This window comes from Paenibacillus sp. JCM 18996 (assembly GCF_055392555.1).
Genome location: NZ_AP043884.1, coordinates 1,121,921 through 1,146,884 on the forward strand (window position 1 = coordinate 1,121,921; position 24,964 = coordinate 1,146,884).

General features: G+C 50.7%; 26 protein-coding genes and 1 pseudogene. 3 read left to right on the forward strand and 24 right to left on the reverse strand.

What is annotated here, in order from left to right; all coding sequences use genetic code 11:
* Positions 1–190: 190 nt before the first annotated feature.
* A complete protein-coding gene (locus ACZ5N7_RS05515) occupies positions 191–505 on the reverse strand; it encodes a hypothetical protein (protein ID WP_464658122.1) in 315 nt (104 codons plus the stop codon).
* Positions 506–591: 86 nt separating this feature from the next.
* Positions 592–1,152 carry an NUDIX hydrolase gene (locus ACZ5N7_RS05520; RefSeq protein ID WP_464658123.1) on the reverse strand — a complete coding sequence of 187 codons (561 nt, stop codon included), beginning with the start codon at positions 1,150–1,152 and terminating at the stop codon, positions 592–594.
* Positions 1,153–1,314: 162 nt separating this feature from the next.
* Here ACZ5N7_RS05520 and ACZ5N7_RS05525 point away from each other — a divergent pair, with 162 nt between their 5' ends.
* Entirely contained in the window at positions 1,315–3,147 is a 1,833-nt protein-coding gene (locus ACZ5N7_RS05525) for an S-layer homology domain-containing protein (RefSeq protein ID WP_464658124.1), read from the forward strand.
* A gap of 61 nt (positions 3,148–3,208) precedes the next feature.
* Here the strand turns inward: ACZ5N7_RS05525 and ACZ5N7_RS05530 are convergent, their stop codons facing one another.
* The 3 genes from ACZ5N7_RS05530 to ACZ5N7_RS05540 all read right to left on the reverse strand — a co-directional run bounded on the left by ACZ5N7_RS05530 (position 3,209) and on the right by ACZ5N7_RS05540 (position 6,012).
* Entirely contained in the window at positions 3,209–4,558 is a 1,350-nt protein-coding gene (locus ACZ5N7_RS05530; protein WP_464658125.1) for an NUDIX hydrolase N-terminal domain-containing protein, read from the reverse strand.
* Positions 4,559–4,940: 382 nt separating this feature from the next.
* Entirely contained in the window at positions 4,941–5,729 is a 789-nt protein-coding gene (locus ACZ5N7_RS05535; RefSeq protein ID WP_464658126.1) for a phytanoyl-CoA dioxygenase family protein, read from the reverse strand.
* Positions 5,722–6,012, reverse strand: coding sequence for a hypothetical protein (locus ACZ5N7_RS05540; protein ID WP_464658127.1), 291 nt, complete (start codon positions 6,010–6,012; stop codon positions 5,722–5,724). The genes ACZ5N7_RS05535 and ACZ5N7_RS05540 overlap by 8 nt, the downstream gene beginning before the upstream one ends.
* A 129-nt stretch (positions 6,013–6,141) precedes the next feature.
* Between ACZ5N7_RS05540 and ACZ5N7_RS05545 the strand changes: the two genes are divergently transcribed.
* Positions 6,142–6,978, forward strand: a complete 837-nt coding sequence (locus ACZ5N7_RS05545) for a helix-turn-helix domain-containing protein (protein WP_464658128.1) — start codon at positions 6,142–6,144, stop codon at positions 6,976–6,978.
* A 253-nt stretch (positions 6,979–7,231) separates the two neighbouring features.
* On the opposite strand, the gene trxB is transcribed toward ACZ5N7_RS05545, so the two are convergent.
* From trxB to ACZ5N7_RS05565, 4 genes are all read right to left on the reverse strand, one after another.
* Entirely contained in the window at positions 7,232–8,167 is a 936-nt protein-coding gene (gene trxB, locus ACZ5N7_RS05550) for a thioredoxin-disulfide reductase (RefSeq protein WP_464658129.1), read from the reverse strand.
* Positions 8,168–8,200: 33 nt separating this feature from the next.
* A complete protein-coding gene (locus tag ACZ5N7_RS05555; RefSeq protein ID WP_464658130.1) occupies positions 8,201–8,746 on the reverse strand; it encodes a peroxiredoxin in 546 nt (181 codons plus the stop codon).
* A gap of 218 nt (positions 8,747–8,964) precedes the next feature.
* Positions 8,965–10,353: a class II fumarate hydratase gene (gene fumC, locus ACZ5N7_RS05560; protein WP_464658131.1), complete on the reverse strand. Its 1,389-nt coding sequence runs from the start codon at positions 10,351–10,353 to the stop codon at positions 8,965–8,967.
* Between the two features lie 48 nt (positions 10,354–10,401).
* Positions 10,402–10,617, reverse strand: a complete 216-nt coding sequence (locus ACZ5N7_RS05565; RefSeq protein WP_464658132.1) for a hypothetical protein — start codon at positions 10,615–10,617, stop codon at positions 10,402–10,404.
* Positions 10,618–10,915: 298 nt separating this feature from the next.
* Here ACZ5N7_RS05565 and ACZ5N7_RS05570 point away from each other — a divergent pair, with 298 nt between their 5' ends.
* Positions 10,916–12,115, forward strand: a complete 1,200-nt coding sequence (locus ACZ5N7_RS05570; protein ID WP_464658133.1) for an MFS transporter — start codon at positions 10,916–10,918, stop codon at positions 12,113–12,115.
* A gap of 80 nt (positions 12,116–12,195) precedes the next feature.
* Here the strand turns inward: ACZ5N7_RS05570 and ACZ5N7_RS05575 are convergent, their stop codons facing one another.
* The 15 genes and pseudogenes from ACZ5N7_RS05575 to ACZ5N7_RS05645 form a co-directional block, all read right to left on the reverse strand.
* Positions 12,196–12,744: a DNA-3-methyladenine glycosylase gene (locus ACZ5N7_RS05575; protein ID WP_464658134.1), complete on the reverse strand. Its 549-nt coding sequence runs from the start codon at positions 12,742–12,744 to the stop codon at positions 12,196–12,198.
* Positions 12,745–12,769: 25 nt separating this feature from the next.
* Entirely contained in the window at positions 12,770–13,645 is an 876-nt protein-coding gene (locus ACZ5N7_RS05580) for a sugar phosphate isomerase/epimerase family protein (RefSeq protein WP_464658135.1), read from the reverse strand.
* Between the two features lie 279 nt (positions 13,646–13,924).
* On the reverse strand, positions 13,925–14,857 hold the full coding sequence (locus ACZ5N7_RS05585) for an IS3 family transposase (protein ID WP_464659154.1): 933 nt from the start codon (positions 14,855–14,857) through the stop codon (positions 13,925–13,927).
* Positions 14,854–15,177 carry a transposase gene (locus ACZ5N7_RS05590; RefSeq protein WP_464656153.1) on the reverse strand — a complete coding sequence of 108 codons (324 nt, stop codon included), beginning with the start codon at positions 15,175–15,177 and terminating at the stop codon, positions 14,854–14,856. Before ACZ5N7_RS05590 ends, ACZ5N7_RS05585 begins: the two co-directional genes overlap by 4 nt.
* 379 nt (positions 15,178–15,556) lie before the next feature.
* Positions 15,557–18,226 (reverse strand): transglycosylase domain-containing protein, encoded by a 2,670-nt coding sequence (locus ACZ5N7_RS05595; protein WP_464658136.1) that lies wholly within the window; start codon positions 18,224–18,226, stop codon positions 15,557–15,559.
* 238 nt (positions 18,227–18,464) lie between these two features.
* Positions 18,465–18,829, reverse strand: a pseudogene (locus tag ACZ5N7_RS05600) (flotillin family protein); the annotation flags it as partial.
* Between the two features lie 28 nt (positions 18,830–18,857).
* Entirely contained in the window at positions 18,858–19,223 is a 366-nt protein-coding gene (locus ACZ5N7_RS05605; protein ID WP_464658137.1) for a hypothetical protein, read from the reverse strand.
* Positions 19,224–19,637: 414 nt separating this feature from the next.
* Entirely contained in the window at positions 19,638–20,066 is a 429-nt protein-coding gene (locus ACZ5N7_RS05610; protein WP_464658138.1) for a cell wall hydrolase, read from the reverse strand.
* Positions 20,067–20,527: 461 nt separating this feature from the next.
* Positions 20,528–20,809: a histidine phosphatase family protein gene (locus ACZ5N7_RS05615; protein ID WP_464659156.1), complete on the reverse strand. Its 282-nt coding sequence runs from the start codon at positions 20,807–20,809 to the stop codon at positions 20,528–20,530.
* 211 nt (positions 20,810–21,020) lie between these two features.
* On the reverse strand, positions 21,021–21,638 hold the full coding sequence (locus ACZ5N7_RS05620) for a uridine kinase family protein (protein WP_464658139.1): 618 nt from the start codon (positions 21,636–21,638) through the stop codon (positions 21,021–21,023).
* A 74-nt stretch (positions 21,639–21,712) separates the two neighbouring features.
* A complete protein-coding gene (locus ACZ5N7_RS05625) occupies positions 21,713–22,246 on the reverse strand; it encodes an N-acetyltransferase family protein (RefSeq protein WP_464658140.1) in 534 nt (177 codons plus the stop codon).
* A complete protein-coding gene (locus tag ACZ5N7_RS05630) occupies positions 22,247–22,381 on the reverse strand; it encodes a hypothetical protein (protein ID WP_464658141.1) in 135 nt (44 codons plus the stop codon).
* Positions 22,374–22,628, reverse strand: coding sequence for a hypothetical protein (locus ACZ5N7_RS05635; RefSeq protein ID WP_464658142.1), 255 nt, complete (start codon positions 22,626–22,628; stop codon positions 22,374–22,376). Before ACZ5N7_RS05635 ends, ACZ5N7_RS05630 begins: the two co-directional genes overlap by 8 nt.
* Before the next feature lie 69 nt (positions 22,629–22,697).
* Positions 22,698–23,501 carry a PPK2 family polyphosphate kinase gene (locus ACZ5N7_RS05640; protein ID WP_464658143.1) on the reverse strand — a complete coding sequence of 268 codons (804 nt, stop codon included), beginning with the start codon at positions 23,499–23,501 and terminating at the stop codon, positions 22,698–22,700.
* A 190-nt stretch (positions 23,502–23,691) separates the two neighbouring features.
* Positions 23,692–24,882 carry a HEAT repeat domain-containing protein gene (locus tag ACZ5N7_RS05645; RefSeq protein WP_464658144.1) on the reverse strand — a complete coding sequence of 397 codons (1,191 nt, stop codon included), beginning with the start codon at positions 24,880–24,882 and terminating at the stop codon, positions 23,692–23,694.
* Positions 24,883–24,964 lie beyond the last annotated feature (82 nt).

Below are 24,964 nucleotides of genomic sequence, written 5' to 3' on the forward strand. Positions count from 1 at the left end.
TTTTTTCGACGTAAGCGTTTGCAATATGTTTGATAACGGAACCGCGGCTCCTTTCTTAAGAGTAAGCTTTTATGATGCGGTTATCAATCCTGTCTTAAAGCGAGATGAAACTTTTTTACCAAGAGAACCTACCTCTAACTCGTGGTCGCTCATCATTGAATGGCCTCGGGTAGAGGTTTTCTTAGTTATGTTAAAGTTTTGAAAATTTGCGCCGGGCCCACTGGTCGAGCTGCTTCATCTTTTTGCGGCCTAAGGTTGAAGCGTAGAGGATAAGGAGGACTATAACCAACGTAAAAAGGTCCAGTTTTTTTTGCATGATCAAATTTATGATTCCCAGTGCCACCTGAGGGATGACGCCGGTCGATACGGTTAGCACTGCCCCGATTTTAAACCAGACTTTAGAGCCCATCCGGTAACGGGCATACAGCATGAAGAAGGTGGATGACCATGCCAAAAGCTCAAGCGCCGCAAGGAGCGCCCATTTATTCAGAAGTATATAATTCAAGTAAGGCCCCCCTTTTCGATGACACCGCTTATCCCCGGATGCACTCATAAGCCTGCTCACGAGGTTCTTGGCAAAATGTTCGATTTCTATCCTTTCCGAGCCAAGAATCTCTGTTCAGATCCCCGGATACGATGCGCCAGCCTGTACAAATCCGCTATATCGTATCTCCGGATCTCCTCTAACCTCCGCACGGCTTCATCCAAATCCACAGCCTCTACCTTGGCAATCTTTTCACCATCCTCCGGATTAAGAGGTTTTCCGACGATTTTTACATCTCCAAACACAACGGCTCTAATGAAATCCGGGTGTGGAATATGCGGCCTGAAGGGAGAATCTGCACAGGAAGTGCAACGAAACTGTCCAAAAATGCGGTAATTCGTTAACTCCGCCCCCGCCTCTTCCATTAATTCTCTTTTTAACGCGTCTTTATAGCTCTCCTTCGGCTCCAAAGTCCCGCCGATCAGCTCCCAGCGGCCGTCCTCCAATTGAATCATGACGCACTGATCGCCTATAAAAGGAATGATGCTCACATTGCTTACAAGGCTTTCATCCTCTATCAGATGGGTCAATTCAAATTTTGCCGTAACGGGTCCCCAATGGATGTCGCGATTCAAGACTTCATATTCCTCAAGATTCAGACTGCTCATTTTCCCTCTCCTCCATGGGATTTTATGCATGCTGTTCCACCTTATACAATACAAGCTTCCGGGGAAAATATCCAATTTTACCATCAAGTCTTTCTATTCATTCACCTGCTCTTTCCATTACAGTAGAATAGTCGATTTACTAGAATTGAAAGCAGGGATGAAATGAAAAAGCAAACACTGGCTGCAGCTGCGCTTTTAACAGCTCTCTACAGCCCCTTTATGACCGTTAAAGCAAACGCGGAGCCTTCTTCGGGCGGAGTTTCATCTCTTCTCGCCGCTGTCGCCAAAAAGAACGGCACACCCGTATACACCAGTCCGGACTCCGCTTCATCTTTAAAGGAAACTCTCTCCTCAGGCGAGGAATATCCGATTAAAGGAATGGTGCCAGGTTATTACCAAATAGGCCTTCTGGCCGGACAAACCGGTTATGTCCCAAAGTCAGACGCCAAAGTTAAACCCGTCAGCCGGTTTGTGCTCGGATGGAACGCTTTCGGCAAGACGGACACCTTTCTCAGGCAGAACAGCGTATCCCAAAATTTGTCCGTTGTGTCTCCCCGCTGGTTTTTCCTGCAAAAAGGCAGCGATCCCGTGCAAAAGCTGACGAATACCCGTTATGTCAATGCCAGCCACGATCAAGGGAAGAAAGTTTGGCCTATGTTCGGCAACCATTTTGATGAACAACTGACGGCTGATTTCTTGAGCAATCCCGAGAAAAGGCAAAAAGCGGTCGAGGAGGTCAAAGCTGCTCTTGTAGAAACCGGGGCGGATGGGATCAATATCGATTTCGAAAACATGAGCACGAAGAGCAAGGCGGATTTCGTGACCTTCATCTCGGAGCTTCATGCCGCTCTCCAACCCGCAGGCAAGATGGTATCCGTAGATGTGATGCGCACGAACGGCGACCCCAACTGGTCCGGCTCCTACGATAGATATGCGCTCGGCAAAGCAGCCGACTTCGTTATCCTGATGGCCTATGAAGAGCATTGGGCCGGTAGCGGGATGCCTGGCTCCGTGGGCTCCCTTCCCTGGGTCAATGAGGGAATCCGGCTGCTTCTGCAGGAAATTCCCGCACATAAGGTCGTTCTTGGCGTTCCTTTCTTCACACGCGATTGGGTCACCGATCAGGTAAAAGGAACTGTCACCGATGCCGACCTTACTCTCACGGAAATGCAAAATGTGTTGAGCAGTCAGAAGCCGGAGATCAAATGGGATGCTTCGACGCAGCAAAATTACGCCGAGTATACACAGGAAAGCAAGAAGCACCAGATTTGGCTGGAAGATGCGGCGTCAATGCGGGAACGCAAAGACCTTATTTTGAAATATGGTTTAGCGGGCGCAGCGGGCTGGTATGTGGGCGAGGAAACGAAAGACATTTGGCCTGTCTTTGACGGCTTTCCTTACGGAGGAACGAACCAGGCGGCCGCAGATTTCACTGATATCAGCGGCCATTGGGCCAAAACCGACATTGCGCAGCTTTATCGTCAAGGCGTGATACAAGGAACCTCGCCAAAAACTTTCGATCCCGAACGCCCAATCACCCGCGCGGAGCTGGTGAACATGCTGGCCCGCTGCATTCTTGGCGGAAACCCGCCGGCTGCGAACAACCCGTCTTTCTCGGATATTCGGCCTTCCGATTGGTATACGTCAGGGATTCAACTGCTGCAGGGTCTGGAGATTGTATCCGGATATCCGGACGGGACGTTTCAGCCAAATCGACTGGTTACCCGGGAAGAGATGGCTCAGCTGCTGATGAAGGCTCAGCAGATTCTCGGCGACTCGCCGCAGCTATCTGAGATAGAGCGGGGGTCCATCCTGAAGACTTACTCGGACGGACCCTTGCTAACCTGGTCGCGTTCTGCTGTCGCGGCTGCTGTCCAAACCGGTTTGCTGCAGGGAAAATCCGGGCAGACGCTGGATCCTCAGGGGACGGCAACTCGGGCAGAGACCGCGGCGATGGTAAACCGGCTGGCAAAATGGCTGGACAACCATCGGTAAAATTGTCAAAGAAAAGCGCAGGAGCTTGATTGTATAAGCTTCCTGCGCTTTTTTGCACACCTTAGTCTAAAAGTACCTTTTTATCTGGATCCCTCAAAAACTCGAACATCGTAATAATCTGCTTTTCCGTGTTCCGCTCAAGGGATAACTCCGGCAGCTCATTGTCTGCGAAAAATCCAACCTCGCTCGTTTCCGTTCCGCCGATTGCAGTGCCGCCCACAATCTTGCACAGAATGAATATTTTATAGATATGGTAGGGCTCGGGTGGATGCTTGTGAAATTTTTTATCCAGTACAGCAAGCAGTCTGACAGGTTCGGCTGTGAAACCCGATTCCTCCTTGATTTCTTTAACCGCCACTTCCGAAGGAGAGAGCCCGATGTCGGCCCAGCCGCCGGGCAAAGACCAGGCGCCGTCGATTTTTTCCCTGACCAGCAGGATTTTGCCGTCTTCAAAGATGACCCCGCGCACATCGACTTTGGGTGTGGCATAGCCGCTTTCGTTGGCAAAGCTTAACCTGATCCTCTCCGCTCCGGCGAATGTGTATTGATCGAGAATATCGATACTGAGCTGCCTAAGCGTCTCATACCTTTCGATATCGTAAACGTCTTTGGCGTAGGTGAGCCCGGTCTGGGCGATCGATTGAATCTGTTTGGCCCACTCCAGCCATCTCAAGCTTATATCCGCTTCCTTCTCCAGCAACTGAAGAAAAGGTTCCACCTGCGTGTACAGATGGTCCGGTTCGACCTCAAAGCTTGCGCTTTGATAAGTAGAGAGCCACTGTACTCCGTAAGTTCGCATGCCGGCGGCTTTACCCGCTTTTATATCGGCGCTGCTGTCTCCCAGGAATATGGCTTCTTCTGTGGAAACGTGAAAAGCTTCCAACGCAGTGAAGATGCCCTCGGGGTCGGGTTTGGGCTTGTCCACATCGTCTCCAGTTATGACTATATCGAAAAAACGGGACATTTGGAGCGAATTGGAGGAGATTTGCAGTGCTTCTCTGCTTTTTCCTGTGATGACACCGATTTTCAGGCCCCATGATTTGATTGTTCTCAGCATACGCTCTATTTCATCCGACTTATGTACTTGTGAAGGATGGCCTTGTTCGTACAACTGATAATAGTCGCGAATCGCTTCCGGAACGCTTCCCTTGGCGTCTAGGTTTCTTAAGATGATCTCGTCTTCCGTCGGTCCGAACATAGCCACAAGTTCTTCGCGCGATACATCGCGTTTGTCGTATTTTTTGAAAACAGATTGAAACGCCTTAAAAGAGACCGGCAGCGTATCGGCCAGTGTCCCGTCAAAATCAAACAAAACCGCTTTTATAGTCACAACACCGTTTCCTTTCTCTATGAAATTGCTTTTCCAGCCGGCGTATTGCTGATTGCGAGGTAGCGAGCGTCCAACCGGCATCTGCGCTTCCCCTATCCTGTAAAAATTGTACGATATAGATGACCGTTTCATCAACAATGGTTTTGGTTCTTCTTATGATTCGATTTACAATGAAGAGCGAACATGATATTTTTTTCTTAAGCAAGAAGCATCTATTTAAAGTTTAACCAAAACTTGAACTGCATGCCGTTACGCTTCAAGCAGCTGGAAAAGCTCCGTCTAATCTACTTTCTAAGATACACGTATCTGATTCATTAGTTAAAACTTATCTAACTCATACAAAAATAACAGCCCCGCCACAAAGCGGAGCTGTAACAAGCCGAACAACTTACATTCCCGAAAGTGTAAGTACGGATTAGATCCAAAGCTTAACGGCGGGCAACGTGAGTTACAAACCGAATAACTACATTCGCATGCGCGTAAGAGCGCCTTCAAAAGAGGCGTCGACCCGGTCGTCGCCGGTCAAATAGCGCCAGAACTTGGCGATATTCACCTGGTTGATGCGCGACTCGTCGCCGCACCAGGCATGGTGGCCCTTACGTACAATAGCCATTACTTCGGGAGAGTTATAGTCTTCCGTGTTGAACAGCGCCCGCTGTTCTTGTCCCGGACGAAGCCGCAGCTTGAAGACATAGCGAGTAGTGTCGGTAAAGTTCGGCTGGGCGCAGTGCCAGATCGCCTGATGAAGAAATGCGATCGTTCCTGCTTTCGACTCCATTTTCTTCTGGCCGACGATATTCTTGTAATGTCCAATGCTGTTATTGCTCACCTTCCTTAAATGCGAGCCCGGGAGAACAAGAGTAGGTCCCATAATCGCCGGAGCATCGTGGGAGAAATAGAACGCCTGAATGTCGTAGCCAAACGGCCGCGTATCAATGATAGAATCGGCATGCCATCCTTGCGCCTTCTTATTGCCCGCTTTAACGACATGCAGGAAGGAATGGTCATACACCGGGTGCTGTCCTACAAAGCTTTGAATGGCTCCTTTCACCTGCGGAAGCCCGAATATCTCCTGGATTACGTTGGATTCTGTCCAATAGGCGCCGGTGCCGCTTTCGTATTTTCTCATCTCGGCGCTGGCCGCTTCGTTCAATTCGCGGGGAACCAGATCCTCCATCTTCAAAAAGCCGTTCACAGCAAAATCAGCCATCTGGGCGGCGGTCAGTAGGTGCTGCTTCTCTACTTTACTCATGGATCGTCACCTTTCTTTCCAACACAAATTCATACATAAGGTGGCCCTGCTCATGTTCGAAACCGCTGACAAACTGCCTTGGAACAGGAACCTGCAGAACATTCCAGCCGTCGCGCATAGCATCAAGGACGCTCTCATACATCGGCTGATCCGAGTCTCCCGTATTCATTTGCAGATCCCTTTCGGGAATTGCGCTGTCATACAGCGCCCAGGCGATCGTCCGGGATTCCGGATCGGGACCGCTTAAATGTAAATATAAAAGCTGCTGTCTTGTAGTGCTCATCGCATCGTTCTCCCCCTGAAAAGGAAATGATATTGTTTCTTAAAACCATTGTAATTTTCTCCCACTGAAAAATCGATAGAGGATTATAGCGAACTTTTACACAATACTAAGGTAATTCAGGAGATGGAAATGGACACTTTACAACAACTGCATCTGGCCCAAAGCTATTTATCCAATACGAAAATCACCTTATTTACGACACAGCATACGAAGGTGAGCAGCATTTGGAAATTTATGAACATTCTCCCGGAGATCAACCGGCTTTACTATATAAGGGAAGGCGAGGGCTGGATCAGAATCCGCAATCGCGAGTATTACCCGAAGCCGGGACAGCTGTTCCTGCTGCCAGCCGGAGTAGAACAGTCTTTCTCATGGATTAATGACAATTATTTCCGCAAATATTGGTGCCATTTTACCGCAACCGTCGGCGAAATTCATCTGTTTCACTTATTGAATGTCCCGCATTATGTAGAGGTTGCCGATCAGGAACGGCTGGAAAATCAATTCCAGGAACTGATTGCCCTTCAGAGCAGCACGGAACTCACGGCGCCCTTCCGCATTAAATCGCTTATGTACGAGATCATTTCACCTTTTATTCGGGAGGCGGATTTGAACGGGTCGGACGGTGCCGCTTCGCCCTCTGTCTCCAAAATCAACGTAATACTGCAGTACATCGAAGAACATTTATCCGAACAAATGACGATTGAGGTACTGGCAAAGCTCGTCCACCTCCATCCTAATTACTTTATCCAGGTATTCAAAACGATGCTGGGCATCTCACCAATAGCTTATATCAATAAGAAAAGAATGGACACAGCCCAGAATCTGTTGTTAACGAGCGACTATACGGTGTCGGATATCGCTGAGAGAATGGGAATGGATCCCCCCTACTTCTCCCGTTTGTTCAAAAAGCTGACAGGCCTTTCACCAAGCGAATTCCGTCAATATGCTGCTCTGCGAACCTAATAAAATCTAACAGATAAAACCTGCTCATTTACCCAGTTCTATTGTATTAAATGCAATCGATTAAGCGATAATGGCATCCAAATGCACTTTTGATTGTACAAAATACAATGAGGGCCAATAGAAAAAGGATGGCAATTGAGCCATCCTTTTTACATTTGATTATTCAACAGCATTGGTCAATTTGTTTGAAAAAACAAGCTTTTTCACCTCAGAAAAGTACCCGCCGCCGGGCCGGTCAATGTCTTTTTTTCAACTATACCAAATGCGGAACTGCTGCTTCCAGAAATCTCTCGCAATCCAGAGCGGCCATACAGCCGCTGCCCGCTGCGGTAATCGCTTGCCGGTACTTGGTGTCCTGTACGTCTCCGCAGGCAAATACTCCCTGAATATTGGTTTCCGAACTGCCTGGATTCACCAGGATGTACCCTTGCGCATCTGTGTGAATCTGCCCGTCCAGAAATCCTGTATTGGGCGTATGTCCAATGGCTACGAAAATGCCGTCGGTTTCCAGAATTTCTTGTTCTCCGGTTTCGTTATTCAGCACCTTCAGGCCGGCTACCCCTCGTTCTCCTTCCACCACTTCAAGCGGTGTGCGGTTCAGCGCCCAGGAGATTTTGCCATTTTCTTGTGCTCGGGTTTGCATGATTTTGGATGCGCGAAGCTCGCCTCTTCGATGCACAACCTTTACTTCCGAAGCAAAGCGGGTAAGGAAATGGGCTTCCTCCATCGCAGAGTCCCCTCCGCCGACCACGATAATCTTTTTCCCCCGGTAAAAGAAGCCGTCGCATGTGGCACAGGTGCTGACTCCGCGCCCGATGCTCTCTTTCTCATTCGGAATATTCAGCAATCTTGCGGATGCCCCTGTCGAGATAATGACGGACTCTGCGATAACGTCCCCCAGTCCCTCCACCTGCATTTGAAAAGGGCGCTGAGAGAAATCGACGTTCTTGACCCAACCGCGTACGAAAGTGGCACCGAACTTTTCGGCTTGCTTTCTCATATTCTCGATTAGTTCAGGTCCCATAATTCCATCCTGAAATCCGGGGAAATTCTCGACTTCGGTTGTCGTGGTCAGCTGTCCGCCCGGCTCGTTCCCCTCGATAATCAGCGGGCTCAAGTTGGCGCGAGCCAAGTAAATGGCAGCCGTCAAGCCGGCTGGGCCCGTACCTATGATTACAGCTTTGTGCATTCATGCTCCCCCTTTACATTCTCTCATTTCCTGTCAGTCACCCAGAAGCTTGTCGCCAGGCTTCCAATTCATAGGGCACAAACCTCCGGACTGCAAAGCTTGCAGCACGCGCAGCGTTTCGCCTACATCCCGGCCCACATCGTTATGGTTAACGACCTGGTATTTTACAACGCCTTCCGGATCGATGATAAACAACCCTCTCAAAGCGACGCCTTCCTCTTCGATCAGCACGCCGTAATCGCTGCTAACCCTCTTGGTGATGTCGGAGGCGAGAGGAAATTGGATTTTGCCCAGACCCCCATCGTTTCTTGCCGCATTAATCCAGGCACGGTGCGAATGCTTGCTGTCGGTGCTGACGCCGAGGACTTCGGTATTCAGTTTCTTGAATTCATCGTAAGATTCGCTCAACGCAGTAATTTCGGTTGGGCAAACAAATGTGAAGTCCAGCGGATAAAAGAAGAATACCAGCCATTTGCCCTTGTAATCGGATAACGAAACGCGGCCAAACTCCACGCCGTCTCCCCCTGCTGTTTCCATGTTAAAATCGGGTGCCTGCAATCCTACGAATCTTGATGCCATATAGTTAATTCCTCCTTGTGTGGTTTGTAGAAATACAATAACACGAATGATAATGATTATCAATACTTATTTATAATTATTTCAAAATAGGAATGATTATATTTTGTGGCAAAAGGTTCGCGGCTGATCGGCAAAAAGACTGCCGATGGCTCGGCAGCCTGGATTATTGATGCAACACTGTTATTGACTATGATGCTAGAGCATTGATAAGCTGTTGCTTACTCTTTCGGACCTACCATTTCCTCCGGCTTGACGTACTCGTCAAACTGCTCTTCAGTCAAGAAACCGGACTTTAACGCGGCTTCCCGCAGAGTAATCTCTTCTTTGTGCGCTGTCTTCGCTATGAGGGCCGCCTTCTCGTAGCCGATATGCGGATTCAAAGCGGTAACCAGCATGAGGGAACGCTCAAGATAGCTTTGAATGACCTCCCGGTTTGGTTCGATTCCTGCGGCGCAGTGCTCGTTAAAGGAGTTCATGCCATCTGCCAGCAGACGCGCCGACTGAAGAAAATTGTGCAGAATGACCGGCTTAAACACATTCAGCTGAAAATTGCCCTGGCTGGCGGCAAACCCGATAGCGGCATCGTTGCCCATGACCTGACACGCCACCATAGTGATTGCTTCGCACTGCGTCGGATTCACTTTGCCCGGCATAATCGAGCTTCCAGGCTCGTTCTCGGGAATGCGAAGCTCCCCGATTCCACAGCGAGGCCCGCTGGCAAGCCAGCGAACGTCGTTGGCGATCTTCATCAGATCCGCAGCGAGTGCTTTCAAAGCGCCGTGGGCAAATACGGCCTGGTCATGGCTTGTCAGCGCGTGAAACTTGTTGGCGGCGGAAACGAAACGGACTCCTGTCAGCCTGCTGATCTCTTCGGCCGCCGTTTCCCCAAACTTCGGATGCGCATTAAGTCCTGTCCCTACGGCTGTGCCTCCGATCGCAAGCTGTTTCATCGTTTCTACGCCTGACCGGATCATTTGCCCGGAGAACTCCAGCATGGCCTGCCAGCCGCTGGTTTCCTGCCCCAGCGTCAGCGGGGTTGCGTCCTGCAGGTGCGTCCTGCCGATTTTGACGATGTCCTGAAATTGTTCCGTTTTATTCGCCAATACACCTTTCAAACTGTCCAGCGCAGGCAGAACTTGTCCTTCCACGGCCAGAACACCTGCGATATGCAGGGCGGTGGGAAACGTATCGTTCGAGCTTTGAGAACGGTTGACGTCATCGTTCGGATGGACACGCGCCGCGCTTCCCTTTTGCTCGAGAAGCTGGTTCGCCCGGTGCGCGATCACTTCATTGACGTTCATATTCGTCTGCGTGCCGCTCCCTGTCTGCCACACTGCAAGCGGAAATTGGTCGTCCCATTGTCCGTTCAAAATTTCATCTGCTGCGGAGGAAATGGCATCCGCCTTCTCGGCGTCCATCCTCCCGAGCTTCCGGTTAGCGGAGGCCGCCGCCTTTTTCAAAATCGCAAACGCGCGGATCAGTTCCAAGGGCATCTTCTCCGTGCCGATCCGAAAATTCTCCATGCTCCGCTGGGTCTGCGCTCCCCATAATTTATCCGCGGGAACCCGGATTTCCCCCATCGTGTCCTTTTCGATTCTGTATTCCACAACGAATCTCTCCCTTCTGCACGAATATTCAAAGCTTCCATATCTGATTTAGATATGATAATAAGTGTATACACCCAGTATGACAAAGCTGATCAAAAACAAAACCGTATAGATTAGCGTCAGCCTTAACCATTTCCTGTTTGTATGCATGTCATACGTCGGGTCGCCTTCCTGATTCTTTTGGGATTTACCGATCATAAAAGTCGCGACCCCCGCAAATACGAGCAAAACAAAGAAAAAAACGCCCAACCCGATGTAATACATACCCCTGGCTCCGATTCTTTTTTACCTAGATTATAGCATATCCGCGTGAAACGGACAGATTAATCATAGTCTCGATAGAAATGATCTGCCTGGACACTCCCGTTCGTTCCGACAGCTGCTCTTGAGTCCAACCTACGGCAGAACGAAATTCGCTCATCCTGTTACATTTTTTTGTCGTCGGATAAAGCTGCTGGAAGATGTTGAATGGAAGGGGTATCCGCCAGTTGGATTTGAAGGTTAAGCGTATGGTATTATTTGGTGAAAGTACTATACTGATTGGGAAAAGAAGGAACTGTCAATGAAAACTACTTATCGTAAAGTGTTCTGGTCAGCCGGCTTCGGATGGTTGTTTGACGCGATGGACGTCGGCCTCTTGTCCTTTCTTATCGTGCAGCTTTCCAGCGAATGGGGTCTTACCCCCATTCAGAAGGGCCTGCTTGGCACCTTCACTACGGCGGGTATGGCGTTCGGGGCGCCGCTCGGCGGATATCTCGCGGACAGAGTCGGCCGTAGGCCGGTGTTCCTGTGTACCCTTGTTCTGTTCGGTTTGGCCAGTCTGGGCAGCGCTTTCTCACCGGGCCTCGCGGTCATGCTGCTGTTTCGGCTACTCATGGGCATTGGCTTGGGAGCGGAGCTGCCCGTCGCCTCCACGCTGGTAAACGAGCTCTCTCCACCTGAAAAGCGGGGACGGACCGTCGTTCTGCTGGAAAGCTTCTGGGCGGTCGGGTGGATTGCCGCAGCCGTCATCGCTTACTTCATTATGCCTTCGTACGGCTGGCGAACGGCCCTCATCGTCGGCGGGCTGCCCGTCATCTACGCCATATTCATACGCCGCGGCATTGCCGAACCTGCCCGCGCTATTCCCAGGACGGCGAAGGTTCCGCTGCGTAGCCTCTTCAGCCGTTTTGGACGGCAGACAGCGGCCTTGTGGGCCGTATGGTTCGCCATCGCCTTTTCATACTACGGCATGTTCCTGTGGCTGCCCTCCGTGCTCGTTGCCAAAGGATTTACCGCGATCAACAGCTTCCGCTACGTGCTGCTCATGACTTTGGCGCAGCTGCCGGGCTATTTCGCGGCCGCGTTCTTGGTAGAGCGTTGGGGGCGCAAACCCACGCTTGCCCTGTTCTTGTTTATGACCGCTATTATGGCCGCCATATTCGGCTGGAGCCAATCCGCTTTCACTCTGCTGCTGTCAGGCGCGCTGCTGTCCTTTTTCAACCTGGGAGCATGGGGGGCTTTGTACGCTTATACTCCGGAGAACTATCCAGAGGAAGTCAGAGCCTCCGGCGCCGGTTTTGCCTCGGGCTTTGGCCGGATAGGGAGCGCGATTGCCCCTTACCTCGTAGGGTACCTGGCTGCCGCCAAATTCCCTTTCGCGGGCATTTTCTTCATCTTTACAGCGGTGCTGATCGCCGGAACTGTCCTCCTGCTGCTGCTCGGGCAAGAAACAAAAGAATCCCGAATACCCGGAGAAGCAGAAAAGAACCCTTCCCTTTGAGGAAAGGAAGGGTTCCTATTTAACGTTTTTCCTAACGCTTGCCTCTCCCGGCATGCGTTGAGGCGTTACACGGCGGGTGGTCAGACCATCACAAACCGCCAAGGCAGATCGGTCCCGGCCTTAATGCCTATGCGGGGCGTTTGCCGCACTTCCAACTGCCGCTCCTTTTGCTGTAACCCCAGCAGGCCTCCCGGATTGTCCAGTAAATTATGTCCGTTGAACCCGCCGTCGACAGAGAGTGCCGAAGTCAGTTTGGCCGGTCCGTTCAGCAGCAGCCGGTCGCCCACACCGGGCCTGTTCAGCCTGATCAACTCCAATCCTTCCACAGCCTGAGCCCCTCTGATAAGTACGGCCCCGACCCCTCCCGGAGGATGAGCCACCACGTTCATACAGTAATGCATACCGTATATAAAATAAACGTAGAGAAACCCTGCTTCGCCGAACATCAAACGGTTGCGCGGAGTCATCGATCGATAGGCATGGCTCGCCGGATCTTCACTGCCTTTGTAGGCCTCCGTTTCCGTTATCCGCACCTTGATCGTCCCTTTTTTCGTCTGTCTCACAAGACAGCAGCCTATCAACTGTTCCGCCACATGGACCGTGTCCTGCTCGAGAAATGCTTTTTCCATCGTAAATCCTCTCTTGAAGCTGATGCTACTTATATTTTCGGATAAATTCGACTGCTTTGCGGATGTCTTCTTCCGGCTGCCCGCCCACTTCCCTTTCGATGGTCAGATAGCCTTTGTAACCAATTTCCTCAAGCGCGGCAAAATAGGCATCAAAGTCAACCATCCCTTCGCCAAGAGGAACTTCCTGGAAGATCTTTCCTTCTGTTGCCATCCTGGCGAGTTCCTTGTGGCTCATTTTCTTGTAACCCAAGGCTCCATAAATTTCACGCGGATCAACCTCTGCATAACGGATGCCATCTTTTACATGCGTATGTACGATATAATCCTGAAGCAGTCTTACGCCGGCCACAGGATCGTCCCCTGTTACCATCACCATGTTAGCGGGATCGAAATTGACCGACACCCCTTTGCTGCCCAGCGTATCGAGAAAAGATTTCAAATGCGCCGCAGGCTCGGGACCCGTTTCGATGGCAAAAAAAGCATTCATTCCGGTCGCATACGATGCGAGTTCCTCGCAGGCATTCTGCATTGCCGCATAAATGGGATCGTTCTGATCCCGGGGAACGACTCCGATATGCGTAGTAACCACGTTTGTACCGAGCTCAACGGCAAGGTCGAGAATGCGTTTGGATTTTTCGATTTTTTCCCGGTTTACATTCTTATCCTGGAAGCCGTGTCCACCCAGATCGCCGCAGAGCGCGGAAATTTCAAGACCTATGGAAGCGATATAGTCCTTAAGTTCTTTTCTCGCTTCGGATGTCAGATTGGCCGGATCCATCTCTCCGCTTACCGCATAGATCTGTACGCCGTCCGCCCCCGCGAGCTTTGCTTTGCTCAGACCTTCCCGCACGCCCACCCTGAAGCTGTCGGCAATGACGCCTATTTTGTTGGTTAACGCCATGTGTGCCGCTCCTCTCCCATTTGGATTCAGATACACTTTTGGAAACGATTACCTTATTATAGTAGCATTAACGCGCCTTGCAATCAAAGAAAGGACGCTGGACGAGATGTCAGTTTATACAATGGGATTCCCGGACTGCCTGTTGCAATTTGTACAATGCAATCCAGAAAATTCTCTTCCGACGGCAGCACGCATTGTAGAATCGGCTAGGCCCCCTAAATCCGGAGTCCGCACCAATTAAAACCGTAGTTTATCAGAATAGCTCTATTTCTCGAGATTTTACAGGGCTTTGTGGAAGATCGAACGGTCTTCCAGTTGCATGACCCACTCTGAAAATTTAGCAGGCGGCATTCGTTTTAAGCTGCCGTGCATTTTTCGATTATTGTAAAAGTCCATGTAACGATCGATCTCGGCGTAAGCCTCCTCAAAGGACATGAAGTCCATCTTTGAAAAGAGGTCACGTTCCAGCAAGCTATGGAAGGATTCAATATATGCATTCATGTTTGGGGTTCGCGGCGGGATCCGCTCATGAACCATTTCGAGACTTTCACAAGTATCTCCGAAAAGTGTGCTGACGAATTGAGGCCCGTTGTCCGTGCGAATCACGGGTAGCGTTTCTCCCGCATGGATTCGCTTCTGTAGCGCTCGCCATAACGTTTGACAGGCATGTTTGGCTTCGCATACAGGACCTCTATAATAGTCGACGACGACACGGTCGAACACATCGATGATGCTGAGTACAAAAAAGAAGCGTTCACGACCAGGAACATAGCCGTATTTAATATCCATTTGCCACAGCTGGTTCGGTCCAGTCACTGTGCGGTTCTTAGGCAGTCTGCGAGGGTGCTTGGTGTGCTTCTCCCGCTGTTTCTGCAGGATACCGAGTTCCTTACAAAGTCGATAGGACTTCTTTTTATCCAGCACCAATGCGCGCTCATTTCGGAGAGATTGGGCGAGGAGCTTATACCCATACACATGTTCCTCGCCTTCTACAAGCTCCAAGAGCCATTCTTTAATCTGTTCACCGCTTATTTTCTTCCCTTCGGTTGTCAATGAATAACCGGGGCAGGGCCTACCTTTCTGGCCGTTAGACGCGTGAACTGTCTCTGTAGCCGCTCGCTTCCTCCGATCGTAGTAAGTTGACTCTGACAGACCTATGATTCGCAGAACTAGCGCTGCTTGTTCACCCCGCTTAATAAACCGGTCTGCTATTTCGTATTTTTCGGATAAGCGGGGTTCTTCTTTTTTAAGAGTTCACGCAGTATTTCAATCTCAAGCTCTTTTTCACCAAGAATTTTGACTGCTTTCTCATATTTCTCTTCGACCTCTTGAAGCCTTTTCAGCTCCTGAATTTGTTCATCAGTCGAAGGGATTTCGTCGGTACCCACTTGATCTCGGTACTCCCTAAGCCAGTTACGGATGGTCTCGGGATGAATCTCGTATTTTCTAGCTAATACCGCAATCTTGATCCCTGAGAGGGCCTCTCGAACGATCTTTAACCGAGTCTCTTCAAATACTTTTTTCGAACGCATTTTGTCCCGCCTCCCATTACCTTCAGTCTAATTTATTGGGGGCTCGGACTCCAGTTTAATTAGGGGGCCTAGGAGGAATCTGCAACAGATTCGCGTGAAACTGACCCTTTCAAGCGTAATCGACCGGAAACGTTGTACATTTTACAATCAATTGGGCGTAATCGAAATAATTTGTAGAGTCCACTGTATGAAATGCAATGAGGAATCAGGCAACGGCTCTAGATTAATGCCCTAATTGCTAAAACAAATCGGATTTGACAAGAAAAATGACATTCAAACTGTTGTCCGTTCGAATGTCATTTTCGTTGTCCATCAAGCTCCTCGCACCTGCACAGCGGACCTGCTCAGGGAGTGAGCCAGCGGCCTCTTGTTTCTGCAGTCAATCGTCAGACTGAGACGAGCCGCTATTGGCGGCTGGGGGCGGGGCTGGGCCCGCTTTGACGGCGGGCGCGGGCCCCGCTTTGGCAGCGGGCGCCGGGCTTGGACCCGCCTTGGCTGCCGGCGCCGGAGCCGCCTTGGCGCTGCCGCCGGCATCACTGCCGGGCGCGGCAGCCTGGCCGGCTGCGCCGCTGCCGTCGCCGGCCGGCGCCCCGCCGCTCCCCGAGGCGGGGCCGGCTGGCGCCGCTGCGCCGGCGCTTTTGGCGCTGCCGCCTTTGGCAGCGCCACCTGCATCGGCGCCGGCACCGGCGGCGCCGTGCGTTCCAGCCGCGGCCGTGCCGGCGGCTGGGGCTGCTGCGCCCGGCCGGGCTGTGCCGGCCGCAGCAGCGTTTCCGCCTCCGGCAGCTGCCGGAGGCGCGGGATTTTTGACTCCTGACGCGGCTGCGTCAGGGGCCGGGGCTGCGTCAGGGGCCGGGGCTGCGGCGGCAGGACCGCCTGCCGCTCCTCCTGCCGCAGGCTGCAGCTGCACACCAGCGTCCTTGCTGTCAGCAGGCTTCGGCTGGCCTTTCTCTTTCAAAGCGTCCGGCTGATTGTCTTTCAAAGGCACAGGACGGGCGGTATCATCAGTGCTGCTCGATACATTCTTTTTCCTGGAAGCGCCCGAGCCGGCAAACAGAGTATCCTTGTCTCCGTTGATCCGTTTATCCCCTCCGAGCGCCGCCACATAAGATGCAGGCTCGGAAAAAGCCGTCACCGGAGCATCCTGCAAAGCACGACTTACGACTTCTTTAAAAATCGAAGCCGGATACTTGCCTCCCGTCGTCGTAAGATAATGGTCTTTATTCGTTTTCTGGTATCCCAGCCATACGGCAGCCACGATGTCCGGAGTATAGCCGACAAACCAGGCGTCCTTGGAGCCGTCGATTACATTTCCGTCTTTATCTTTAAATTCGGCAATGTCCGGAAGCTGGGTCGTTCCGGTTTTTCCCGCCACCGGCCTGTCCATCATAGCGTTCTGTCCCGTTCCTTCCGTAACGACCTTTTCCATCATCTTCGTCATCGTATAGGCCACATTCGGGTCTAAAAGCTGTTGAAACTCAGGCTTGGCTTCCGCCACCAGATGGTCTTTATTATCGGTAATCTTCGTCACCGCGAAAGCCTTGGACATTTTGCCGCCGCCCGCAAAAATAGTGTATGCCTGGGCGATCTGCAAAGGAGATGTTCCTTTCTGCATGCCTCCCAGCGCTATACCCAAAGTCTTGTCTGAATTCTGCAGCGGCAGTCCCGCCTTTTTCGCAAATTCAAAGCCTTTATTGATCCCGATCTCCTTCAACAGCGCGACCGCCGGTATGTTGTAGGACTGGACCAAAGCCTCCTCCATCGTCACCCACCCATGAAACTGCTTCTTGTAGTTCATCGGCTTATAGCCGCCCCCGAAATCCGTCTCCTCGTCATAGATCATATCCTGCGGTCCGTAGCCTTCAGCCAAAGCCGGAGCATAAACCATGAGCGGCTTGATCGTCGACCCCGGTTGGCGCTCTGCCTGAGTGGCATAATTGAATCCACGAAATTCGCGGTTTTGGCTCCTGCTCCCGACAATGCCCAGCACAGCGCCCGATTTTGGATCCATCAGCACAATTCCGCTCTGCAGCCCTCCACGGTCCTCCGGGAAAAAGGAAGCTTCCTTATACACCGCCTCCGCCGCTTCCTGCACCTTCGGATCCAGGTTGGTATAAATATGCAGACCGGCTGTCAGGATCTGCTGCTCGGTTAAACCGTACTTGTCAATCGCTTCTTGAATCGCATGATTGACATAGGAAGCATATTTGCCTGGCGCCTTTGCGGCGCTTTTATCCGCAAGCTTGATTTCGCTGTTCCTCGCGGCATCCCTCTCTTGCTCAGTAATTTTTCCCTGCTCGGCCATCAAATTCAAAACGAGGTCTCTGCGGTCCTTGGACTTCTGCGGGTTATCCACCGGCGAGTAATTGGTAGGAGATTTCGGGATCCCCGCGAGCATTGCACACTCCGCCAGACTGAGTTCAGGTGTACTCTTGCCAAAATAGATCTTGGCCGCCCTCTCAAGCCCCCACGCCCCTTCCCCAAAATATATATGGTTCAGATAAAGCTCAAGTATCTGTTCCTTGGAATAGGTTCGTTCGATTTTTACAGAGGCTGCCGCTTCGTTGATTTTTCTGGAGTAGGTTTGTTCCGTGGAAAAAAGCATCGTCTTGGCAAGCTGTTGGGTGATCGTACTGCCGCCTTCGACAGTATCGCCTGATTTGAAGTTGCGGTATAATGCCCTTCCGATCGCGTAGAAATCAACGCCTTTATGTTCATAGAACCGGGAGTCCTCTACGGCTGTAATAGCATCCAGCATGGTCTTCGGAAACTTGTTGATCGGCATGTACTCCATTTTGGAATTGGTCACTTCCGTAATCACTCCGCCGTTCCGGTCATAAAAGATCGTCGAACGCGGAGGCTCCTTTCCCAGCAAAGAAATATCGGCGCTTCTATAGATATGTAAAAAAACGGTCCACGCCCATCCGCAGCAAATAACAGCCACAACGATAAAAGCGAGCACCGTAACGCGAAACACCGGGAATTTTTTTCTGCGTTTTCCGTCATTTCCCGGCGGTTTCCCTGAGTTATCCGTATGTTTCTGTTGATCCATTATGTCCCCCTCCAGCTTCGTGGTTTGTTCTCTGCATAGACTTTTACCTATTCTTACCACGTAAGCAAGATACTCAAACAGAGGGGCCCGGGGCGCCAAAAAACCGCCGTGAGAATTCGCGGCGGCAGGCTTGTTACAATTCCGCCTGCTTGCCGGGCGGTGCTTTCTTCATCACATCCCTCTCCGCTTCAGCCCGGGCGATTGAAGCTTCCTTTTTTACGCGTCCGATCTCCGGCACTCCCAAATTCTCTATGTACCCGTTGTCGTCTTTAACTTTTTTGATAGTAAACGAGACGACCTCAAGCCCCATTTTATCCAGTCCTCGGAACAGGTTTCGCGCATTTTGCTGTTGATTTCTTCCGGGGTTTTCAATATGCTCTCTACGGACAGCTGCCCGATGATCCCCCGAAGGTGGCCTTCAATGCTGTGCAGTATGATGCTTTCGCGCTCGCTGTCCGGGCGGTCGAGGAACTGTTCGCTGGCGGTGAGGATGGCGGTTGGGTCACTTCTGATCTTGATTTGGGCTACCGCTTCAATACTAAGGGCGATGCCCTGCTTGGAAAACATGTTCTGCTGGGGGACGACGTCAAAGCTCTTCAGCATCTGGGCGGTACCTTCTTATAAGCGCTGATCATAGTGCTGAGCAGAACCAAACGATTACAACAATGCCGGCAATAATATAAAGAATAAACATAACCCTTTCATGCGCATAAGCACCTTGGAAAAGAACAGGAACAGGATCCACGCAATGATCAGCCCGGCCGTTGACGCAATGATCAGAATGGTTGTAAAGCGTCATTTTTAAAAATTGATCATAAGACGGCGGTCTTGATGAGGAAAAAGTTATGTAAAGAAGGCTGGCTGCTCCCTTTTTTGCGAGGCAATGGTAGAAGGGTTGCCCGGAATGTGCCGGCCCTGCGGCAAGCTGGATTAATTTGATTAACAGGAAAATATGCTGATATTTGCTCAGTTCGATTGCCTTCCTATCCATATCCATGGAAAATCTCCTGTTAATTCAACCCGTTCCGGCCAAATATTAGAATAACCGCTGATTTTGATGGCACTTTTCCAGTTAAATGCATCTGTAACCAAATCGAAGTCAAATTAAATGGAGGAATTCCCTTTAATTTTTCCAACCCGCGATTCTCCCGGGCGTTGCACAGTGCACGGCGGGTGCTCAGACCGTTAAAGCAGGGGAATATCCGCTGAAGCTGGATCGATCCAACACCATTATAACGAAGGGGGCGCAAAGGTGATCCTCTGGATTGGAATAGAGGGGATTTACCAAGACAACATTTCCCAGCGGATGAATGTATCTGACGCACACTTATCCACAGCCACCGAAAATCATAATTTTCTATACAATAAGAAAAAAAACCCTGCATTCGCCCATGCAGAGTTTCTGTTAAAGTCAGAACGTATTATATACATTTTCGCATGTTGCAGCCGTGGGTTCATAAAAGCAGTGCAGCTTATATCGGCCTACAAAAGGCTGATTGTACCAGGTCGGAGGACAATCCCCCGGAGGCCTGAAATACCACAAGCTGAACTTACCAGGCCACAAGCTCTCACCGTTGATCGACCTCTGGGCCAGGCGTCTTTCTTTGTCTCTTGCTTTCTGATAAAAAAAGCTGTGGATCGTCGCTTCAAACGCATGCGGCTGGTATACCATTTGCGGGATCGTCCGGAGCCCTTTAAAATCGGAGCAGTTGGCTCTAATCCGGTTTATCCCGACATTGCCTACAAGCAGCATGCCCTGAATGCCTTCTCCTTCAGCTTCAGCCCGCAGAAGCCTTGCCAGCAGATCTACATCTCTTGCCCTTGCCTTCACTACGGCCATTAGTTCACCTCATTCCATGGAGATCGAATCTATATTATGATCTGGCATTACAAGGTATTCTACGTATTTGTAACGGCCTATCCTCTTTTCGATTGACCTTGGGAAGCTGTCCGACAGTGGCAAATCTTGCCATATGGGCCACATCCGCAAACACTTTTGCAATTGCAGCCAGGAATTGTTCATCTGAAATTTCCGTATTCTCGTCTGCGAGAAGTCTCTCCTTCAGATCTTCAACCACTTCGAATCAATGCCCAATCTATTTGATAATGCTGCAAGCGTTTGCACTGCACTCTCATACGAACAGGATAGGAGCACCTCAATCCTTCCTTCCGTCAAAATATCGGCTGCCGCTTCCCATCGACCACCCCTTTTGCCGATAAGCCGCGCTCTCTCTCGTTACCCGAGGTATATGGCGATTCCGCATGCCTTATCATATAAACAACTGTTGTCATCTCTCAATGTTACCTCCATAATCGATTAGTGGACGTGCCTTCCGTATTTATTGGAAGTAAATAAACGTCCGGATTGGTTAAACGTTTCCACTGCTCAAGTCCGTACACCCGGTCAAAATGGCTCAGAATCAAAGACATAAGATTTCCGTGCGTCACCACTGCTGAGTTCTGTGCAGGCCTGTTTTCCAATTCCTTAATCACCTGGACTCCCCTGTGCATCGCTTCGCTTGAGGACTCGCCGCCCGGATAGGGTCGTAATCCCGGAAAGTTTCCGCCAGCTTTTCCATCCAGTCCGGCACAGGTTCCTCGCTTAGCAGTGCCTCACTATATATATCTTTTACAAGTTTCGCCTTCCTTCCCGGCAAATTTACAGAGTGCGTCTCATCAATAGCCCATATTGCTGGCGGCATGTCTGTCCGATTTTGCTTGGCTTGCGGGATTTAGATGTCTATATTCGGATTCTCGCTAAAATGGTAAAGCAGCCGAACCACTCCTTTATGAACTAATCATTCACCACTATTAAATCGAAAGATGCCGGTGGACGCAGGACTGAGAAATAGTAATCCTCAGCAGAATCCCATCGAATATGCCAAGCCGCATCGTCACTGCCCTCTCTAAGATTATGCCTATGGCGGCGAAGCCCGGGTGACACATCCACTAAAACCGTAAAATCAAGCACATCGCATAGTTCAGGCAGCGAGCTGTAAATTCCGTCGAGGATAATTACTTTTGAAGGCTCTAAAGTGACCCAATTTGATGCCAAACCGCTTCCAGAAGTAAAGGAAAAAGGGTGATAGCAGGCTTTCTCGCCTGCCACCAGTTTTAACAAAGCCTCATTGCGCATACGCTGCCAGTCAATACAACGGCTGCACTTTTGCTCCAATGTACATGTGTCCCATTCATTATCTGTGACAGTTGCCGCGAAGAAGTCATCACACTGAATGATTGTTGCTCCCAAGTGAGAAGCCACCTCAGCAGCCAACGTAGATTTGCCTGCTCCACTTCCTCCGTCCAAGGACACCACCATAGGACTCGTTCGTCCTGTCAGGCGCTGATTAATTGCAGAAACAATGGACTGAATGGCTTCCGGTGATTTATGTGTTAGATGGTTATTCTCCACGAGTACCACTCCCCATCTTTGATTTATGTACCAGTTAGGTGGACCCTCTGCGACGCTCAAAGAGCTTAATTTGTTCAATAATCCTTGCTATTTTGACCTCCCTTAAGCGAATAACACATTAACTCTTCATCATAAAATTGCCCGTTGTGCCGCAATGCGTTTTTTTCAATGCCATACACTACAAATCCTAAAGACCGGTATAACCTTCCGGCGCCTTCGTTGGTCGATACCACGGTCAGATTGATTTGCAGGAGATCGTCCAATTCCCATGCTCTGGAAATAACTTCCTGCATAAGCATACGTCCTGTACCTTGCTTTCGGCAGGCTTCCGTTACGTACATGCCCCATATCTTACCCTTGTGCCGCAGCTTCCTGCCGGTTTCCCTTTTAAAACCAACCATTCCAACAAGCTCATCCGACGGTGAATAAGCCCCCAAAATGTAATTTTCGTCTGTCGTATTGATTCTGCATCTTACCTCTTCAATCGTTCTATTCACTGATTCCTCATAAGTTGATCCGAACGCCTCCGGGTTCGTTAGCAGCGCTTCCAATCTTAGCTTCCAAAACTTTTCCGCTTCTTCTTTTGCGATCATTTTAATTTGCTGCATCTATTCTCCTCCACTTTTCACTAAAGAAATCGGCCAAATCACCAGGGACTTGCGGTCCACCTGCGCTCCCAGCCGCTTCAGCACCGGAGCAGCTTCTGACTGCTGAACGGGAATGTCATTCCACTTGTCAATCATAATCTTGCGGACACCAGACTGCTTCCTGATTGTCTGCGGACAGCAGTGTCTGTTCCGGCAGGGTGACCTGCAGGCTGAATTGCTTTTCCATCGAGCTTTCGATGATCTTAACGGGCCGCGCAAAATCGGATGGATTCTCCCAACCGGCAAGAAAGCGCGCAATCCGCTCAATCGGTTTTTGCGTAGCTGAAACTCCGGTGCGCTGAGGCGTGGCTCCTGTCCAAGCTGTCAATCTTTCCAGTGACACGGATAAATGGAGCCCTCTGCTGCCCGCCGCCAAATCATGTTGCAGACGTTTTTTTCCATTGCCGCTGGATCATTTTTCCAATAATAGATGCGGATCGATACTCACCTTCGGGTAAGAAAGCGATAATTTCTCCATGGAAGAAACGATGACTTTGAGTACCAGATAATCCCTGAACCATCTATGGTTAGCGGGCACGATATGCCAAGGGACCTCCTCCCCGGAGGTTTTAGAAAACACGTCTTCATAGGCCCTGATATAATGATCCCAGTATTCGCGTTCCTGCAAATCGCTCGGGTCAAATTTCCAATGCTTGTCGGGATTCGTCAACCGTTCGTTGATTTTTTCCTTTTGAAAAGACTTCGATATATTGAGGAAAATTTTGATAAGGAGCACTCCATTGTCCGACAGCATGTTCTCAAAATGCCGGATCTGCTCCATTCTCTTATCCGCCTCTTCATCGGTGATCGTTTTGTGAACCTTGGTAATGAGAACGTCTTCATAATAAGAACGGTTGAATGCTGTTATATACCCTTTGGCAGGCGTCACTTTATGGGCTCTCCAAAGAAAATCGTGCGCTCCCTCTTCCTCCGTCGGCCGCTTAAAGCTCTCAGCCCGGAACCCCTGCGGATTGAGAATGGAAAGAACCTTCTTGATCACCCCGTCTTTACCGCTGCAATCCATTCCCTGAAAAAGGATCAGCACTGAATGGGTCTTGCTCGCAAACAGCTTCTCCTGGTAGTCCCTCAGCGTGTCTTCCATTTCCATAAATTCGTCAGTGACTTCTGACTTGTCTGTAAAACGGTCCGTATCCTCCGGATCGAAATTGTCCAAATTGACCTCTTTTGCTTTGGATATCGTGTATTTCTTCAGCATGCCGATCTTCCCCTTTTTCAGAAATAATGGACTTTGCCAAATCTGCACCCCTCCCGGCGCGCGTTGTGGCAGGTACTGAATTTTAACCGAAAAAGGGCGGGATTAATCTCGGGTTTGGAGGGTGGTCGTGTATATAAAGAAAGGCGGCGAAGGATCAGCCCTCCTGCACCACCGCAACATTGCTCACGCTTCAGTCTTGCTGTCGGGCCATGGCCCTCTTCTCGGCAGCTTCTTTGATCGAATTATAGTAATCCGGGCTGCCGCTTATCAGCCAATTCCGGTGAAGCCGCGATTGTTCATCGCTCTCCGGATCGCCGTAGGGCCATTCTTCCCCTATTCCTTCGGCATAATCCTTGATCAGCATCAGCAGCGCCGCGCTCCATTGGCGTGTCCCGGTTACGCGAGGCACAAGCGGATAATACTGGTCGTAAGCGGTGCGAAGCAGCATATGCGCAACTTCCTGCAGCACGCTTGGAATATGCGCTTCATCCGCTTTGGCCGCGAGCTCTTCCGACATTTGAGGTTCGTCGGTCGCCGCATGCCGCTCGTATTCCTCAGGCGTCACGAATCCCTGCCGCATGGCAATCCACAGCTTCATCCGGTCCAGTGCAGGCTTGAAAATTTCCGGCACGGAGACCGTCAGTTCCGGCACGGGATGTTCCAGGTCGACGATAAAGGACTCGCCGAACTTATGAAGGCGGGCATTACCGCGGACTCCAAGCCATCTGAGCGCGAGCAGCGAGTGCGTCCTTACTTTGCCGGCCACATTCTCATCCCGGCATACCCTGCGAAGCAGCTTCTCGCTGCGCGGATCGGGCAGCATGCACAGCATTCTTACCGCGACGAGCACGGTCTCGGGGTTCTCAAGCCATTGTTTGACCTGTGCGAAGATCTCGTCCGGCGAAACCTCGGTGAGCCAATCCAGTTCTATGCGGCGCTCGGCATAGTCCGAAAGACGGAGCATTCCCTGCGCCTTAAGCGTGTCTTCGCCATACTGGTCAACCAGCTCCTGATAGGCTTTGTCAAGATTGTCGGCCATCTGGGCCAGCATTTTGCTGTCCTGTGCGCTGATGCCCTTTCTTTTGGAAACAGCCCTGATCCACTCCGCCAAAGCGCGATGGTTGTGCTGCCACATCATCATCGCAAAGGTGACCATATCCCTGTCGAACGGCAAAAGATCCATTGACCCAAACCTGGCCAGCACGGTCTGGACATCCTCTTCCTTACGCATGAGGCTTAAGGACAGAACAAGGCCGTTCCAGGCTCCTCCGTTCCCCGGCTGCTGCTGTACGGCGCGGTATAGACAGAAAGCCGCCGCACCATAAGCTTCATTTTGTAAATAATGCCGTCCCAGACTTTCCAAATCCACCTGCTGACTCATCGTATTGCGGACCCCCATCACAGATTAAATGTAAATCCAGTATACCTTAGATTGCCGCTGTTTTACAGTTTCGACAGCAATG

Coding starts and splice junctions, on each gene's coding strand:
- ACZ5N7_RS05625 (WP_464658140.1), bottom strand. CDS start 22,246: ATGCAGCAAATTAAAATGATCGCAAAAGAAGAAGCGGAAAAGTTTTGG.
- ACZ5N7_RS05595 (WP_464658136.1), bottom strand. CDS start 18,226: ATGGATCAACAGAAACATACGGATAACTCAGGGAAACCGCCGGGAAAT.
- ACZ5N7_RS05570 (WP_464658133.1), top strand. CDS start 10,916: ATGAAAACTACTTATCGTAAAGTGTTCTGGTCAGCCGGCTTCGGATGG.
- ACZ5N7_RS05530 (WP_464658125.1), bottom strand. CDS start 4,558: ATGCCGGTTGGACGCTCGCTACCTCGCAATCAGCAATACGCCGGCTGG.
- ACZ5N7_RS05580 (WP_464658135.1), bottom strand. CDS start 13,645: ATGGCGTTAACCAACAAAATAGGCGTCATTGCCGACAGCTTCAGGGTG.
- ACZ5N7_RS05565 (WP_464658132.1), bottom strand. CDS start 10,617: ATGTATTACATCGGGTTGGGCGTTTTTTTCTTTGTTTTGCTCGTATTT.
- ACZ5N7_RS05630 (WP_464658141.1), bottom strand. CDS start 22,381: ATGATTGACAAGTGGAATGACATTCCCGTTCAGCAGTCAGAAGCTGCT.
- ACZ5N7_RS05540 (WP_464658127.1), bottom strand. CDS start 6,012: ATGAGCACTACAAGACAGCAGCTTTTATATTTACATTTAAGCGGTCCC.
- ACZ5N7_RS05575 (WP_464658134.1), bottom strand. CDS start 12,744: ATGGAAAAAGCATTTCTCGAGCAGGACACGGTCCATGTGGCGGAACAG.
- ACZ5N7_RS05605 (WP_464658137.1), bottom strand. CDS start 19,223: ATGGATATGGATAGGAAGGCAATCGAACTGAGCAAATATCAGCATATT.
- ACZ5N7_RS05640 (WP_464658143.1), bottom strand. CDS start 23,501: ATGCTGAAGAAATACACGATATCCAAAGCAAAAGAGGTCAATTTGGAC.
- ACZ5N7_RS05545 (WP_464658128.1), top strand. CDS start 6,142: ATGGACACTTTACAACAACTGCATCTGGCCCAAAGCTATTTATCCAAT.
- ACZ5N7_RS05520 (WP_464658123.1), bottom strand. CDS start 1,152: ATGAGCAGTCTGAATCTTGAGGAATATGAAGTCTTGAATCGCGACATC.
- ACZ5N7_RS05645 (WP_464658144.1), bottom strand. CDS start 24,882: ATGAGTCAGCAGGTGGATTTGGAAAGTCTGGGACGGCATTATTTACAA.
- trxB (WP_464658129.1), bottom strand. CDS start 8,167: ATGCACAAAGCTGTAATCATAGGTACGGGCCCAGCCGGCTTGACGGCT.
- ACZ5N7_RS05610 (WP_464658138.1), bottom strand. CDS start 20,066: ATGGCCGTAGTGAAGGCAAGGGCAAGAGATGTAGATCTGCTGGCAAGG.
- ACZ5N7_RS05555 (WP_464658130.1), bottom strand. CDS start 8,746: ATGGCATCAAGATTCGTAGGATTGCAGGCACCCGATTTTAACATGGAA.
- ACZ5N7_RS05525 (WP_464658124.1), top strand. CDS start 1,315: ATGAAAAAGCAAACACTGGCTGCAGCTGCGCTTTTAACAGCTCTCTAC.
- ACZ5N7_RS05535 (WP_464658126.1), bottom strand. CDS start 5,729: ATGAGTAAAGTAGAGAAGCAGCACCTACTGACCGCCGCCCAGATGGCT.
- ACZ5N7_RS05590 (WP_464656153.1), bottom strand. CDS start 15,177: ATGCGTTCGAAAAAAGTATTTGAAGAGACTCGGTTAAAGATCGTTCGA.